10 protein-coding genes are annotated in these 15,884 nt (G+C 53.7%); 5 read left to right on the top strand and 5 right to left on the bottom strand.

Going from position 1 to position 15,884, the window contains the following annotated elements:
- Positions 1 to 24 precede the first annotated feature (24 nt).
- Positions 25 to 1,305: a sugar MFS transporter gene (locus RBB82_RS06655; RefSeq protein ID WP_433974335.1), complete on the top strand. Its 1,281-nt coding sequence runs from the start codon at positions 25 to 27 to the stop codon at positions 1,303 to 1,305.
- Here the strand turns inward: RBB82_RS06655 and RBB82_RS06650 are convergent.
- Both RBB82_RS06650 and nagA read right to left on the bottom strand, forming a co-directional pair.
- The gene (locus RBB82_RS06650) at positions 1,295 to 2,068 is read right to left on the bottom strand and encodes a GntR family transcriptional regulator (RefSeq protein WP_433974334.1); all 774 of its coding nucleotides are present in this window, start codon (positions 2,066 to 2,068) and stop codon (positions 1,295 to 1,297) included. The genes RBB82_RS06655 and RBB82_RS06650 overlap by 11 nt on opposite strands.
- A 201-nt stretch (positions 2,069 to 2,269) precedes the next feature.
- Positions 2,270 to 3,466 carry an N-acetylglucosamine-6-phosphate deacetylase gene (gene nagA / locus RBB82_RS06645; protein ID WP_433974333.1) on the bottom strand — a complete coding sequence of 399 codons (1,197 nt, stop codon included), beginning with the start codon at positions 3,464 to 3,466 and terminating at the stop codon, positions 2,270 to 2,272.
- A 356-nt stretch (positions 3,467 to 3,822) separates the two neighbouring features.
- Between nagA and RBB82_RS06640 the strand changes: the two genes are divergently transcribed.
- The 3 genes from RBB82_RS06640 to RBB82_RS06630 all read left to right on the top strand — a co-directional run bounded on the left by RBB82_RS06640 (position 3,823) and on the right by RBB82_RS06630 (position 11,889).
- Positions 3,823 to 4,968 carry an SIS domain-containing protein gene (locus tag RBB82_RS06640; RefSeq protein WP_433974332.1) on the top strand — a complete coding sequence of 382 codons (1,146 nt, stop codon included), beginning with the start codon at positions 3,823 to 3,825 and terminating at the stop codon, positions 4,966 to 4,968.
- 339 nt (positions 4,969 to 5,307) lie between these two features.
- Positions 5,308 to 11,295, top strand: coding sequence for a beta strand repeat-containing protein (locus RBB82_RS06635; protein ID WP_433974331.1), 5,988 nt, complete (start codon positions 5,308 to 5,310; stop codon positions 11,293 to 11,295).
- A gap of 6 nt (positions 11,296 to 11,301) precedes the next feature.
- Positions 11,302 to 11,889, top strand: a complete 588-nt coding sequence (locus tag RBB82_RS06630; protein WP_433974330.1) for an outer membrane beta-barrel protein — start codon at positions 11,302 to 11,304, stop codon at positions 11,887 to 11,889.
- 18 nt (positions 11,890 to 11,907) lie between these two features.
- Here RBB82_RS06630 and RBB82_RS06625 read toward each other — a convergent pair whose 3' ends face one another.
- On the bottom strand, positions 11,908 to 13,392 hold the full coding sequence (locus RBB82_RS06625; RefSeq protein ID WP_433974329.1) for an APC family permease: 1,485 nt from the start codon (positions 13,390 to 13,392) through the stop codon (positions 11,908 to 11,910).
- Between the two features lie 151 nt (positions 13,393 to 13,543).
- Here RBB82_RS06625 and RBB82_RS06620 point away from each other — a divergent pair, with 151 nt between their 5' ends.
- Positions 13,544 to 14,824, top strand: a complete 1,281-nt coding sequence (locus RBB82_RS06620) for a glycoside hydrolase family 28 protein (RefSeq protein WP_433974328.1) — start codon at positions 13,544 to 13,546, stop codon at positions 14,822 to 14,824.
- Between the two features lie 5 nt (positions 14,825 to 14,829).
- Here RBB82_RS06620 and RBB82_RS06615 read toward each other — a convergent pair whose 3' ends face one another.
- Positions 14,830 to 15,144 (bottom strand): DUF167 domain-containing protein, encoded by a 315-nt coding sequence (locus RBB82_RS06615; RefSeq protein WP_433974327.1) that lies wholly within the window; start codon positions 15,142 to 15,144, stop codon positions 14,830 to 14,832.
- The gene (locus tag RBB82_RS06610; protein WP_433974326.1) at positions 15,141 to 15,839 is read right to left on the bottom strand and encodes a YggS family pyridoxal phosphate-dependent enzyme; all 699 of its coding nucleotides are present in this window, start codon (positions 15,837 to 15,839) and stop codon (positions 15,141 to 15,143) included. The genes RBB82_RS06615 and RBB82_RS06610 overlap by 4 nt, the downstream gene beginning before the upstream one ends.
- Between the last annotated feature and the right edge of the window lie 45 nt (positions 15,840 to 15,884).

The raw sequence follows: 15,884 nt of genomic DNA, 5'->3' as shown, positions 1-15,884 counted from the left end.
ACATTAGAGAAGCAAGGGATTGAAATGGCACTCGGAGTCGCTGAAGAAGGTTCAATCGCAACGGTCGAAACCGGCACTAACTATACTGTTCCGCTGATGCTGATGGTCTCTCTTTACTTCGGCATTGGTTTCATTACCGCCCTGAACGACATCCTCGTTCCGCACTTCAAAGATCTCTTTCATCTCAACAACGTTGCTGCATTGCTGGTTCAGTTCTGTTTCTTCGGTGCCTACTTTGTCATGTCGCTCCCTTCTGGTTGGATCGTCGGCAGGATTGGCTACAAATCAGGCATAGTCTTCGCCTTATTGATAATGGGAGTTGGTCTCCTACTATTTCTTCCCGCTTCAATAATCGTCTTTTATCCGTTGTTCTTATTTGCGCTGTTCGTCGTTGGGAGCGGTCTCGCTCTCCTACAGGTAGCGATCAATCCTTATGTTGGCGCGCTCGGATCACCTGAAACTGCGTCCTCGCGGCTGAATCTTGCGGGCGGGTTCAACTCGATAGCCACCACAACAGCGCCGAAAGTCGGTGCTGCGTTCATCTTCATTGCCGCAGGAGCTTCCGCAACGGAGTTGGCCCGATCCGTTCGAATGCCGTATGTCCTATTGGCTACCTGTGCCTTCGCTATGGCCATTGTCACAGCCTTTGTCAGTCTTCCGAACTTGATCGAGAACAGCGATCGAACTTCTAACTCCTACGGAAACAGCGCTTGGCGCTTTAAGCATCTCCGTTTGGGTGCGCTCGCGATCTTCTTCTACGTAGGAGCCGAGGTCGCAATCGGCAGCATCATGATCAACTTCCTCGGCCAGCCCTCGATGGGAAGTATGAGTCACCAGGACGCAGCACGATACGTGTCAATCTACTGGTTTACCTCGATGGTGGGCCGCTTCATCGGGTTTTGGGCGCTTCGCAAAATCAGGGCTCAGCGTGCTCTAGCCTTCGTTTCGCTTGTTGCAGCCGTCCTTGTTGCGATCGAAATCCTGAGTCACGGACACGTCGCGATGTGGGCTATCGTATCTTGCGGTTTGTTCAACTCCGTGATGTGGCCATGCATCTTCCCGCTATCGGTCAAGGGTCTCGGAAAATTCACGAGCCAAGGGTCGGGAATACTCATCATGATGGTCGTAGGAGGAGCTGTTATTCCTGAAATTCAGGGTTTCTTAGCGGACAAGTTCGGATATCAGCGGAGCTTTGCGACCGTTTTACTCTGTTATGTGTACATCCTCTTCTTTGCGCTCAGAGGCCATCGCAATACGAATGCGACCGGAACCGCAAACTCACTAAATCGAGGCGTTATTCAATAGTTGTTGTCGGAACCCGGATTGAAGCGCGATAGCGATCACCACGATAGCGCGAACACGCGACCTCGATCGGCGTCTCCTCCGTGGTCATAATGATTCGCGAGATAGACAGGATGCTTGCCTTCTTTGGTATCGTCAGCAACTCAGACTCTTCGCGGGTTGCAGGTAAAGCTTCAATTACCTCGTCTGCCCATCCAACGCGGACGCCGAAGCTTTCACGAAGTACAAAATACAGAGACTGTTTCGTGAAGTTGATCTTTTCTAAACCGGGAAACTGCTTCAAAGGTATGTGCGACTCTTCAAGTGCCATTGGAATTCCGTCGGCCAATCGGAGGCGTCGCAGCCGCATCACAACCTCTTCCGTCTCAACCCGCAATTTTTCCGAAAGCTCTGCAGTTGCCTTCACCACCGTTTGTTCCAGCAGCTTCGAGCTCGGAACCATACCAAGATGCTTCATATCCTCGGTAAAGCCGCGCAGATGCATGATGTTCTTCTCGAGTTTTGGACGGGTCACAAATGTGCCACGGCCCTTTTGACTAACAGCGAAACCGCTCGTCTTCAGACCATGCAAGGCTTGACGAGCTGTCATCCGGCTCACTTGGTAAATGCGAGCCAATTCTTCTTCCGACGCAAGCGGATCCCCGGTCGACAGCTCACCGGAGTGGATCTTTTCCATAAGTGCTCGTTGGATCTGGTAGTACAGCGGAATAAATCCGCTTTTGTCTAAAGGACGCACCGTTAGATCAGACTGAATCTGCGACTTCACGATCTATCTCCTAAAACGTTTTCTGACATCGTTGGCATGCTAGTCCGCAGAATGCTCCGAGTCGGTAGCTTGCCACCGCCGTGATTCGACACCTGGATTTTCGTCTCTTGTCTTTCTAGTCTTATCCCCGTTCAGTTGTCTAGACATACGTTTCAAATCGCAACATGGCAATGCCAAGGGGGAACCGCTCTCATTACCTGCCTAGCGAGTCGAAGAGGTAACAGATCTTTCGGATGCAATCGTCGAGTGTCCCGCCAGAAAAGTTTCGATTACGTCTGCTGTTGGAGACACAACAGTAATGTTCGCTGCCCGGCCTGCCTCAAGACTTCCCCAACTGTTACTTATTCCCATAAGCTGCGAAGGGTTGTGGGAAGCTGCGGCCACTGCCGTACCGAGAGCAGTTCCTGTGAACTCCATGAGATTTTTAACTCCGCGGTCCAGAGTCAAAACGCTTCCGGCCAGAACACCATTAGAGGTACAGCGCCCGTCACGTACCTCAACCTGCATATCCCCAAGCATATAAGTCCCATCCGGCATGCCTGTTGCGCTCATGCCGTCGGTCACGAGAATAATACGGTCCTCATCCTTTGCTTTGAAGTACAGCCTCACCATCAAAGGGTCGACGTGAATGCCATCGCAGATAATTTCGGCAAACAATGATTGCTTGTCGAGCACAAAAGCCGCCAATCCGGGTTCGCGATGATCGATAGCGCGCATCGCGTTGTACGTATGCGTTGCCGAGCGCGCTCCGGCCACGAAACCAGCCTCAGCTTCACACACCAACGCATCGCTGTGCCCCAAACTGCAGCGCACACCCAAAGCAGTTGCATGTGAAATGAGTTCCGTGGCACCTGGTAGTTCGGGGGCAATCGTCATGAGACGAATATGGCCTTCGGCGGCCTGCCAAAAACGGTCGAATAGCGGGATCGAAGGTGCTTCCAGCAGTGCGTCTGTATGTACTCCGCGCTTCAAGTGCGAAAGGAATGGTCCTTCCAGGTGGATGCCCAGAGGGGTCGCTCCGTGAAGCGAAGTCTCTTGGCGTCGACCGATCTCATACGCCAATCCAGCCAGTGAGCGCAGGGTCTCGTCTTTCGGGGAGGTGACAGTTGTAGGAAAGTAGGCTCCGACGCCGCGGCTCGCTAGATACGCTCCAATCGTATCCAGTGCCTCAGAACTTGCCTCCATAACGTCGTGCCCCGCACACCCATGAATGTGAATATCAATATAGGCCGGGACTAGAGTCGCATCCGGAAAGCGATGCGTGGCGGCCACCCGCTTGTGTTCCGCTGCACTTAAGCCTTCGATATGGCGAATGCGACCGTCTTCCAGGCTAACTAGCGGATACTCCAACACCCGTCCTTTGCTGAGGAGTCGCCGCGCCGCTATTGTACTGACCATTGCTACCCTTTCATTGCTCCGAGTCTGAGCGCAGGTTTAAGTTAACCATGTTCTGAAGGCTTGTGCGCACGATGAGGGAACAGCAGAAATACCGTTGGATGTTTCCCTTGAAGTAACACTGTCCTTGATATTGCGAATCCAGTATAGTCGTACATACAGGTTTGGAAAGTTAAAAGAATTGCATCGCAAATGTAGGCCTCTTGTAAGGCGGAGAACAATCCCACATCCGATCCATGGAGACGGAGTCCGTTCTCGCCATCTGAACAGGAAGCTTCAGACTCACGTACCGTCTCCTGCGGGCCAGACCCAACCCCCATAGGCTGAGCTATAGAAAGATACTCTGGATGCGAAACGACATGATTGAATCTACGCCCAACTCGCCTGAGACCACCGCGTTTCCTCACGCCATGCTGCGAGAGATCTATGAGCAGCCACAGGCGCTTGCCGCTACCATTGAGCATTACATCCCTGGAGGGGCCTCGACTGCAGAGACCTTCCAGCCAGCAGTCGATGCCTTCGGCAGGCGCGAGCGGCTTGTCATTGCTGCCAGTGGTTCCAGCCGCCATGCCGGTCTTGCTGGCGAGATCATGCTGGAAGACCTTGCAGGTATTCCTGTCGATGTCGAGTACGCAAGCGAATATACCTATCGCTCGACGCACACATTGCACAACCCGGGTGTGCTGGTGATCTCTCAATCGGGCGAGACGGCGGACACACTGGCCGCTCTGCGCGAAGCCCAGGCCCGCGGACTTGCTACTGTTGCGATCACCAATAATGCTCGTTCCAGCATGGCAACGGAGGCGAACGCTTCTTTGCCGACCTTCGCAGGCATCGAGAAGGCAATACCAGCAACGAAGAGCTTTACGACTCAGCTAGCTGTGCTTTACTCTCTCGCTCTGCATTTAGCGCGCTTCCGCGGCCGCATGACCCTCCAGACGGCCGAGGCGCACGGCCGTGAGTTGCAGGAAGTCCCCTCGCTCATTCAGTCTTCGTTACCAGGTTGGCAAAAACAGATTGAAGCACTAACCCCGCAACTCGCGAACTCCAGCACGCTTCTCTACCTCGGTCGTGCTGCACACTATGCTATCGCTCGTGAAGGCGCCCTCAAACTCAAAGAATCCGCATACCTCAATGCCGAAGGATATCCCTCCGGCGAACTGAAGCACGGGCCTAATGCACTCGTTAGCAAGAGCGCTCCGTTGGTTATGATCGCGACGGCCGACGCTGGTGATCCCGATTCACTCCTGCGGTACTCGAAGGTTCTTCAATTGATGAAGGACATGCGTACCCAAGGAGCCAGGATCATCGCTCTAGCCACCGAAGGCGATCGGGAAGTACCTCAGTACAGCGATTCCTGTCTCTTCATTCCCGCCAGCAACGACCTTTTGTCTACAATTCTCGAGGTCGTGCCTCTTCAACTGATTGCCTACGTGTTGGCAATCAGTCGTGGCATCGATGTTGACAGGCCAAGGAATCTGGTCAAGGCCGTCGTCGCGGAATAAAATTGATTCTTCGCTTAAGTCATTCAGCGGTCTCTTCAATACCAGGTCAAATCGTTTAGTAAATAGCGGATGAGGCGTAGCTTCTCCGCTATTTTTTGCGTTTTGTGAAGCGGCGTCGTGCCTTGCCAGGACGCTCTATCTCTTGACTGACGAAAATTAAGCGTCTTGATGAACTTGGTTGGCCAGACTTCAGCCAACTCGATTCTTCGAAAGATGCAGGCGAGACAATGGCCATTTGATTCCTCCGACCGGTGCAACTTTCGTGTAATAGGTGGTTACCACATAGGGAGTTACGTTGAGTACTAAAGTTTGGTGCGGTAACAAGCCAAGAGGCCCCTTATGACACACTTGTCTCACCGTTTTTCTTGTTTTACTTTTTTTGTCTGGATTGGGAGTTCCTACGCACGAGCCCTGTTCACCCTTGTGATGATGGTAACGACGGTGTGCGCGGCATTTGCAGCGACGCCAACGCCCACGACAACGACATTGGCGATCTCAGCCACCTCAGTTCCGTATCAGACCCCGATCATTTTGACGGCGACCGTCACGGCAGGCAACGCGCCGATTACGGCAGGTCTAGTGCTCTTCTGCGAAGCGACCGCTAAATTCTGCGAAAACAACTCTGCTCTCGGAATCGCCCAACTGACCTTTCCGGGTGCTACTGCGTCGGTGAAGATAGGGAGTGGTCCTATTGGCAACCACAGTTATAAGGCCGTATTTCGAGCCAACAACTCCTATGCAACCAGCGATTCGAACATCGTTACTTATTCAGTGACGGGAACCCACACCTCATCGATCACGCTTTCATCCACTGGTTCTATCGGCAACTATAGCCTCACAGGCACTGTCGCTGGCTTTGGTTCGCTGAACAACGGGCCAACGGGAACAATCTCATTTCTTGATACGAGTGTTGGTAATAATCTTCTTGGTAGCGAGAATCTAGTCGTTTCCACACTGTCCACAACGTTTGTTCAAAATCAACCTTTTGCTATCGGAGGTACATTTCCTCCGGGTACTAAACTGTCAGACGAGAGATCTGTTGCTATCGCATCGGCGTACCTCGACACAGACAACAATCTTGACGTAGTAACAGGCGATGCTTCGCCGACGATCTCTGTTCTTCTAGGCAAGGGCGATGGAACATTCAAGCCAAAGGTAAATTACCCAGGCTGCAGTGTCGGAGTAGCAGTTCAGATTGTTCTTGCTGACTTTAACCGTGATGGAGTGACAGATATTGCACTTGGTTGCTCGGATAAAAAGGCCAACGGCGGGCTTGTCATTAATCTTGGCAAGGGCGACGGTACCTTTCAAACCAATCCTACCTATTACCCGACGGGTGATGTAGGTGGCGTCGCTATCGGTGACTTCAATAGCGACGGTCTGATAGATATCGTGGTCTCAGACAACGCTCAGCAGGACATAACTTTCTTCCTTGGCAACGGTGATGGAACTTTCACCAAAGAAACTGCAGCTACTATTTCGACTCCAAGCCTAGCCCATGGCGTAGTGGTCGCAGACTTCAACATGGATGGTTTTGACGACGTAGCATACGCTGTCGACACAGCCGCACCAAATAGCCCACTTTCAGATCTTTACGTGGCTCTCGGGAATGGGAAAGGAGCTTTTCAGACGCGCACAGCACCGGTCGCCAGTGAGATCGGGGAATTTCTCACCACCGGCGATACAAACGCTGATAGCTTTCCCGATATCGTCTCCAGTTCTATTCTGCGTCCCAATAGTGGCAATAACAACGTCGGACCAAGCCTCTTCGTCCTTCTCGGTAAAGGTGACGGTACTTTCCATCCCACAACGACGTATACCTCCGATATCCCATCTGACCCGCACCTCGCAGACGTCAACGGGGACAGCATCCCGGACATTATTGCTGGTGGCAGCACCGGCGCTCTGGTCTATCAAGGTAATGGAGATGGCACCTTCCAGCCTTATCAGGAGCCAAGCATAGGTGGGTTTGCACTCACGTTTGCAGTCAATGCCGGAGACTATAACAACGACGGCAACGCGGATCTCATCGGAACCGATGCTGATACTCCACGCGCAGCCGTCTCACTCAGCCAGGTACAGCAAACTTCTGTCGCGTCTGCGCTTACCAACGTCGCTGTGTTTCCGCTCGGCAGCGGTGTCCACAATGTTGATGCAAGCTACTCTGGCGATTCCATCTTTATCGGTAGTCTATCTTCCACTGTTCCTCTGACTGCCGCTCCAGTAAACACTTCACTCACGCTCACTGCGTCAGCCACCTCTGCTATTTTGCCTGGTCAGTCCATCGTGTTGATTGCAGTCCTGTCCCCTTATACGGTTGGGCCGCCGACCACGACCACAAATAACGAACTCGTACATTTTTATACTGGCACAACACTTCTCGGCTCTGGAAAGTTGTTCAACGGAGTTGCCACGATAACGACAACTGCGCTGCCGATTGGCGCAGATTCCCTCACTGCTGTTTACGTTGGCGACTCCAACTACGACACCAGCACCTCGAATACAGTTACAGCTACAGTATCTAATGTCCTGATAAGCTCCTCGCCTAACCCTTCAACCTATACACAGGCTGTCACCTTTACGGCCACAGTAGCCACGGGTAAAACAGGCACAATCGCCTTCTTCGATGGATCTACCAACATTGGAAGCAGTGCAATCTCTGGTACTGAAGCGGCAATTACAACTTCTAGCCTCACCGCCGGATCGCACAACATCACCGCACAATACAACTCCAACGTATCTCCTGTTCTTGTTCAGGTAGTCAATAAAGCGACTCCGACCGTAACTGTCACTACGTCTGGACCCAGTACGTACGGTCAGTCGGTTACGATCACGGCGTCAGTTACGGCTGGAGCGACCGGTACGATCACTCTAACTAGTGGCTCGCTCTCTTTAGGATCTGGCACTATTTCTTTAGGATCGGTATCAATAAACACAAGCCTGTTGACACCTCCCAGCGATCTGATTACAGCGACCTACAGCGGTGACGACAACTACAACTCTGCGGTGGGGACGGTAACGCAGACTGTGAACAAGGTAGATACTTCAGGGACGTTGACCTCTTCTGTCAACCCGTCTTTACCTGGCAGCGCAGTTACATTTATCGACACACTTTCTCCCACGAATGTAACTGGAACGGTGACATTCACCAATGGTTCAACATTATTAGGCAACTCGACCATAAACAACGGCGTAGCTTCTCTCACTATCTCGACACTGCCGCTTGGCAGCGATCTCATCACAGCGACCTACAGTGGAGACGGAAACAATAATGTTTCCACCGCTACGCTGACACAGGTGATCGCAAAGTTGAGCCCGGCGGTAACAGTAAGCACCTCTGGTCCTAGCATCTTCGGTCAGTCCGTTTCAATTTCGGCATCGGTCCCCAACGGCCCGACTGGCACCATCGTCATCACAAGCGGTGGCGTCACGCTAGGAAGCGGAACCATAACCTCGAGTTCTGGCGCAGTAACAATAACAACCAAAATCCTTCCTGCCGGCACGGACACAATAACTGCAACCTACAGCGGCGACGCGACCAACAACTCTGCTACTGGATCGACGACACAGACTGTAAACAAAGTGTCCCCAACCGTAACGCTCTCGTCTTCGGTAAACCCCTCAGTCGCCAACCAATCTGTGACTTTCACCGCCGCGCTTCCGGCAAACGTCACCGGCACGGTAACCTTTACAGCCGGATCGACCATCTTGGGTTCACCAGCTTTGTCGAACGGTGTTGCAACCGTGACTACCACAGCCTTACCTACCGGCTCGGTGACTGTCACTGCAACGTACAATGGCGACTCAAATAACAGTACTTCAAGCGCAACTTTGATACAGGTGATCAGTAAAGCCACGCCTGTAGTCACAGTAACTGCCTCCGGACCAAGCATATTCGGTAGCTCAGTTACTATTATCGCGAGCGTCCCAATCGGAACAACCGGGAGCATCGCATTCACCAGCGGCGGTGTAACACTAGGTTCCGGGACTATCAACACTGCAACTGGAACGGTAAGCATCTCCACGTCCATACTTCCGGTGGGAAGCGACCTGATCACAGCTTCTTATAGCGGCGACGCGAACAACAATTCGGCCACCGGGACGGCTACCCAGATCGTGAACAAAGTCGGGTTAACAATTTCTCTAACCTCATCTCTTAACCCCTCCACGCTAAATCAATCCGTGACCTTCACAGCCACCCTTCCTGGCACCGCGACCGGCACGGTGACATTTACAAACGGAGCGATCGTCCTGGGCACGTTAACACTTGTCAACGGGACTGCTGCAGTGACCACCTCTTCCTTGCCTGTAGGATCTGACACGATCACCGCAACCTACAATGGCGACCCCAACAACGGAGCGGAAAACACGAGCCTGCTTCAGACCGTCAATAAAATTACTCCGCCCGTGACCGTCACAACCTCTGGACCTAGCACCTTCGGGGGAACAGTCACAATAACGACGACCTTGCCTCCCGGCACAACCGGAACGGTGACGGTTTCGAGTGGTGGAGTGACACTCGGAAGCGGTAACGTAAATCCAACGACCGGAACAGTCGTCATATCGACAACGTCTCTTCCGGTCGGCACCGACCCCATCACCGCAAGCTTCGGGGGTGACACGAGTAACAATCCGGCGACCGGCAGCACTACACAAATAGTCACTAGAGCAACCATCACAGTGGTGCTGCTCTCATCTGTCAACCCCTCGAATGTCAACCAGTCAGTTACGTTTACCGCGACCATCCTCACAAATGCAACGGGCACGGTCACATTCTTTGATGGTTCTACTATTCTCGGTACCGGAGCGGTCAGCAACGGAACAGCAGCACTCACCACCTCAACGCTCATTGCCGGATCTCATCCCATCACTGCAAGCTATGGTGGCGATACGAACAATAGTTCTGCTAGCTCTGCGCCCCTCACACAAATCGTCAACAAAGCAACTCCCGTTCTGCCGCCGCCTGTTGTCTCTTCCCCGACCTTGCCCGTCAACACTCCGGAAACAATCACCGAGACAGTCCCTCCGGGCGTAACAGGAACAGTCACCTTCTCCAACGGCTCAACTCCTTTGGGTTCGGCTCCAATCGTTGGTGGTGCCGCGACAATCACAGTTCCGTCTCTCCCTCAGGGAGTTGATTCCATCACTGCATCTACCCCGGGCGATGCAAACGACAATCCAGCAGTATCCCCGCCAACGGCGGTGACCGTCGGCAAGGTAGCTACTCTTGTCACTCTGATTTCCTCTGTCAATCCGTCGGCATATAACCAATCAGTTACCTTCTCGGCATCTGTACACGCTGGTGCGACGGGTTTAATAACCTTTCTGGATGGCACAACTGCACTCGGCACAGGGCCAGTGAGTGCCGCTGGCGTAGCAGTTTTTGCGACGTCGGCGCTGACCATCGGTTCACACCCGATAACGGCATCGTACGGCGGTGATTCAAACTACAGTTCGGCGGTTTCTACGATACTGGTGCAGACTGTAAGCAAGATTCCCACGGCTATTACGATCATCGAAAGTACACCTGCGCAGTTAGTGAACGGCGGAATCACCTTTACTGCCACAGTCACAGCGCCAAATCCAAACGCAACAGGAACAGTTACCTTCATGGATGGTTCGGTCGTCCTTGGAACAGCGACACTTACTCCGAATGGCGGAGTCGCCGTTTCACTCAGTACGAATGCAAGTGCAATCTTATTGACATCGAGTCTTGTTGCGGGATCGCACCAGATCGTAGCGATCTATTCGGGCGATAACACCTTTGCTCCAAGCACGTCGGCTCCCGCCAACGACTTAGTCGAAGATTTCACCAACACCAATACCGGACCCGCCAGCCAAAATATATTTCCCGGGGCATCTACTACATACAACTTCAGTCTGGCACCTATCACCGCAAGCACCTTCCTTAACGATGTAACTGTCACGGTGACGGGACTACCTGCAGGATCGACTTACACATTGACGCCTTCCTCCGTTGCAGCCGGAAGCGGCGTTACCGCTATGGTTCTCAGTGTTCAAACGAGCGCCAAGCTCAGTGCACAAAATGACCAGCCTGCAAGCTCTCCTGCTTCCAGAAAGGGGCTGCCGATAGCTCTCGGGATGCTAGGCCTCGTGGGTATCGGAGCGGTACGGAGGCTCAGAAATAAGATGCCGCGTACCTTGCTTCTCCTCTTGTTGATGCTCGGCTCGCTCTTGCCGATCGCTGCGCTCAGTGGGTGCGCCGGTGGATACTTCACCCTCAACCCTCAAACCTACACCGTCACGGTTACCGGAACCGAAGGTCTCATTCAACACGCAGCAACCGCAACTTTGATTGTTCAGTAGGAGAAGATGATGCATTTTAGAAGCGCCTTGCTTCTTGTACTTATATTTGCTCTGCCCTGGGCACTTCATGCTCAGGCAATATCGGCGGGCGGGTCCTATGATTCAATACCTCGACTAGAACTTGGAGCCAACTACAACTATTTCCACGCGAATGCACCTCCTGGCCAATGCGGTTGCTTTTCACTCAATGGTGGCAGTGGGACTGTGCTGCTCAACGTAACACCTGTGTGGGGAGTCGTTGCTGATATAATGGTCGGCCATGCAACCAACGTCGATAACAGCTTGCAGAACATCACCATCTTCAACTATCTCTTTGGAGCCCGCTACACACGTCGCACAGAGAAGCGTTTCGTTCCATACGCTGAGGCATTGTTCGGAGGGGCGAAGGAAGATGTTAACTTTCAGTTCACAATCAATCGTAATGCGTTTGGCCTGGCGGCTGGAGGTGGAGTATCCACGAAGCTGAAGGGGAAATTCGGATTAACCGTTGCCCAAATCGACTACGTTTACACGCAGATACCGAATGCAAAAAATGATCGTCAGAATAATATTCGTATTGCCACTGGCGTGACCTATGGGTTCGGCTACAAATAGTCCAAAGCCACGCGCAGTTTATCGCTCCGTCTGAATGTTTTCGCTTTGATTCCACTTGCTGAAATAGCGAAGCACATACACAAGTGATCCAGCGATAAGGATCACCCCAGCGGTTCGCATCTCTCGCAGGAAGTGCGGCCTTGAAAAAAGAATAAACACGAAGCCTACGAGCGCCAGCAGCACCGGCAGCGGATATAACGGCATCTGAAACCCTCGTATCCTCCGCTCGCGGCGGTGCTTTGGCAACAGAGCAGCCGTCCCTTGCAACAGAAACTGAAACAGAATCCGTACTACCACCAGCGTCGTGATGACCTCTTGCAGGCGGAAGATGCAGCACAACAGAGTGATGCTCCCGAGTGTCAATAGGGAATGCATCGGAATGCGGTGCTTTGGGTGGAGCACACCAAACCAGGCCGGGAAGTTACCATCTCTTGCAGCGGCGAAGGGGATGCGTGAGTATCCCAGCAGCAACGCAAACACGGAAGCCAGCGCTGACAGCGCAATCAGCACAACGATAACGCCAGCTGCGGTGTGTCCATATAACCGCTCCATGAATACAGCCATAGTGAACGATCGTGCGTGACTATCTGTGTTCTGCGTCATCTCGCGCCATGGCAGCACACCGAGCACGCTGATGTCCATCAGCAGGTAAAGCGTAGCAACGACGCCGATCGATCCGAGTACAGCGCGCGGAATCGCCCTTTGCGGATCGCGTACCTCCGCTCCCATGAAACACACGTTGTAGTAGCCCCAATAGTCATATGCAGAGATCAACATACCAGCCCCAAGTCCGGCAAAGAACGCACCATTGAGGTGAAATGCCCCAGCAGGAAAGTTAAAGGCGCGATGAACGTTGAAGTGCATGAAGCCTACGACGATCACTAGCACCAACGTAAGTCCAACTACTAACCCAAGCCATCGCACAATTCGATCAATGGCGAATATGCTGCGATGCAGAACAACTATCGCGATGCCACAAGCGGCCATTGCGATTAGTGTCTGTCCGCTCAGGACTACGGGGACGCCAAACAGTGATGTGGCGGCAAATGTATGACTAGCTGATGGAAGGAAAAATGATGCATACTGCGAGAATCCGATGCATCCCGAGGCGATCGAAAGCGGCGCGCTGATCAGAAGCTGCCATGCATAAAGAAACGAAAACGCCCGCCCCCAGGTCTTCTCTCCGTACAAGTACTTGAGATAGGCATACGAGCCACCGGCTTCGGGGTAGGCTGTTCCCAGTTCACTCCAGATCAAACCGTCGCAGAGCGAGAGCAGCGCTCCCATCAACCACCCGAGCATTGCCTGAGGTCCGCCCATCACGCCGACAATCAGGGGCAACGTTACGAATGGTCCGACTCCAACCATGTCGATCACGTTGAGTCCAAGCGCTGATCCGGTAGACAATCCACGCCGTAGTTCGTGTGAGGCCGACCGTTCCGCGTTGACCGTCGTTCGACTCTCAGTCTTCGGGCCCGAATGTTCGGGCGAGGATTCACTCATGACTCATCTTTCGGCCAGCTTGATTCGATCCAGCCAATCAGTGCTCTTGCCCGAAGTGTAACGAATCCTTGACCTCTGCGCGTCGCGGATGCGTGGTATGACCAATTACGGGTACTATTCATGTGGGCGCATGAGCGCTCTTGGAGAGGCGATGAACCGTTTGAGCGTTCGTTCGGCGATAGCAGTATCCGTGGCCATACTGATTACCGTGACTGTACCGGCGATGGCCTCGGGTAAGGTCTGTGATGCACGAGCCTATGGAGCCAAAGCCGACGGCGCAACTAAAGATACTCAGGCGATTCAAGCTGCGATTGACGACTGCGCGAAAGCAGGCGGCGGGACTGTCAAGCTTTTCCGTGGAACGTTTCTCTCTGCTCCCATCGTGCTAAAGAGCAACATCACCCTCGACATCGCCGTAGGTACGACTCTGCTCGGATCGTCGGATCACGATGACTACCCGAAGAAGACCGAGTTCAGGGGACCTGGCTATCAGTCGCTCGTTAGTGCGACGAATGCCGAGCATGTCTCGATCACCGGCGGTGGCATCATCGACGGAGCGGGAGCGAGCTGGTGGAAGATCGCTCGGAGCACTAAGAACTCGGGTGTGCTCGGCAGCGAGAACACGCGGCCGCGGCTCGTTGTCTTCGATCACTGCAAGCACGTGCTCGTGGAAGGCGTGACCATCCAGAACTCTCCTTACTGGCAACTTGTTCCGTACTACTCAGATGACGTCAAGATCCACAACATCAAGGTGCTCGCCGACATTCACTCGCCGAATACCGACGCGATTGATCCCTTCAGCTCCAGCAACGTCGTGATCGACCATGTCTATGCTGACGTTGGCGACGATGACATTGCCATCAAGAGCGGCATGATCAACTCTCCTGGTCCTGACGATCCGAGCAAGAACATCACCATTACCGACTGCGAGTTCGAGCACGGTCATGGACTCTCGATTGGCAGCGAAATCGCGGGCGGTGCGCAGAACATCCACGCTGCGCGAATCCACTTCAAGGACACGGATAACGGCATCCGCATCAAGGCAAATCGCGATCGCGGAGCCGACGTCAGCAACATCTCCTTCAGAGACATCACGATGGAGGGCGTGAAGACCTCGGTGCTGATCAGCGAGTACTACCCGAAGGTGTTGCCTGAGGGCGAGGTTGCGGCAGAGCCGGTTCAGCGACTCACGCCTTTCTTTCACGACATTACCATCGAGAACCTGAGGTCGGTCGATAGTGGCTGGGCTGGCGTTGTGATTGGTCTTCCTGAATCTCCGGTCAAAGATGTTGTGATGAAGAACGTCGAGATTCAGGCGACGAAGGGCATGACGATTGCGTATGCAACTGTGGATGCTACAAACCTAAAGGTTACGGCAGCGGACGGGAACAGCATTGCTGTATTTCCGAGCGCTAAAGTTACTACCAAGTAGCCGCTTCAACATAAAACGTCTGGAAAGAGCGTCGCCTGAACCTCGGCGGCGCTCTTTCCGGTGATGCGAAGCAGCTTGGCCCGGCTAGTAGCACCGGATACCAGCGAGATTCTTCCGCGAGGTATTCGCAGCAACTCGGCCAGTAGTGCGATCAAGGCCTCGTTCGCTCTGCCGTCGGTTGGCGGAGTGGTCAGCGAGATCTTTACCGCGCCTGCATGGACGCCGGTCACTCCGTTCTTTCGTGCGGTGTGGTGCACCCTTACTGCGATGCTGCATCCATCTGCTACATCCTGAGCGAAAGTGGCGATCTCCACGCTCACGTCGCGCTCACCGGCACCCGTTTGCCGAAGAGTGCGGTTCCTACGCGGACGCAGGTGCTGCCCTCTTCGATGGCGACGGTGAAGTCGTTCGACATGCCCATCGATAGCTGCGTCAGCTTCGGGAAACGAATCACGGACTCGTCTTTCAGCCTGCGCAGCTCGCGGAAGTACGGGCGCGCGGTCTCCGCTTCCTCCGACCACGGAGGGACCGTCATGAGTCCGACCGCTTCGACTGACTCCAGCTCCTTCAGCGCGGTCAGCAGAGCAGGTAACTCTGTTGGCGCGAGGCCATGCTTCGACTCTTCGTGGCTCAGCTTCACCTCGATGAGGAGTGGGAGCTTCTTGTTGAGCGCTGCTGCGGCGGTGTTCAGCCGCTGAGCGATCTTCAAGGAGTCGACTGCGTCGATTGCGTCGAACAGCTCCGCAGCTTTTCCTGTCTTGTTGGACTGGAGGGGCCCGATGAGGTGGAACTTTGCATCGGTGAGTGCTGCGAGGTGTTGCGACTTCTCTTGAAACTCTTGCACGCGGTTCTCGCCGAAGAGGCGCTGCCCGGCGGCGTAGGCTTCGAGTATGACCTCTACTGGATGAACCTTGCTGACTGCCATCAGCTCGACTTCGCTCTCGTCGCGACCGGCGCGACGACAGGCTGCGGCGATCTGTTCGTGGAGATGGATTAGATTTTCTGCGATCGACATGCTCTTTGCATCTTATCGTTTTAGCTTTCCTAAACCTTCCCAACT

Origin of the sequence: Tunturiibacter lichenicola, from assembly GCF_051013355.1 — a bacterium.
In the GTDB taxonomy this organism is placed as follows: domain Bacteria; phylum Acidobacteriota; class Terriglobia; order Terriglobales; family Acidobacteriaceae; genus Edaphobacter; species Edaphobacter lichenicola_F.
The sequence above is the reverse complement of the archived record's forward strand: the minus strand, read 5'-3'. Positions and strand labels throughout refer to the sequence as shown.

Excerpts from the sequence above, each read along its gene's own strand:
- RBB82_RS06610 (WP_433974326.1), bottom strand. The coding sequence starts at position 15,839 with ATGTCGATCGCAGAAAATCTAATCCATCTCCACGAACAGATCGCCGCA.
- RBB82_RS06635 (WP_433974331.1), top strand. The coding sequence starts at position 5,308 with ATGACACACTTGTCTCACCGTTTTTCTTGTTTTACTTTTTTTGTCTGG.
- RBB82_RS06620 (WP_433974328.1), top strand. The coding sequence starts at position 13,544 with ATGAACCGTTTGAGCGTTCGTTCGGCGATAGCAGTATCCGTGGCCATA.
- nagA (WP_433974333.1), bottom strand. The coding sequence starts at position 3,466 with ATGGTCAGTACAATAGCGGCGCGGCGACTCCTCAGCAAAGGACGGGTG.
- RBB82_RS06655 (WP_433974335.1), top strand. The coding sequence starts at position 25 with ATGGCACTCGGAGTCGCTGAAGAAGGTTCAATCGCAACGGTCGAAACC.
- RBB82_RS06640 (WP_433974332.1), top strand. The coding sequence starts at position 3,823 with ATGATTGAATCTACGCCCAACTCGCCTGAGACCACCGCGTTTCCTCAC.
- RBB82_RS06625 (WP_433974329.1), bottom strand. The coding sequence starts at position 13,392 with ATGAGTGAATCCTCGCCCGAACATTCGGGCCCGAAGACTGAGAGTCGA.
- RBB82_RS06630 (WP_433974330.1), top strand. The coding sequence starts at position 11,302 with ATGATGCATTTTAGAAGCGCCTTGCTTCTTGTACTTATATTTGCTCTG.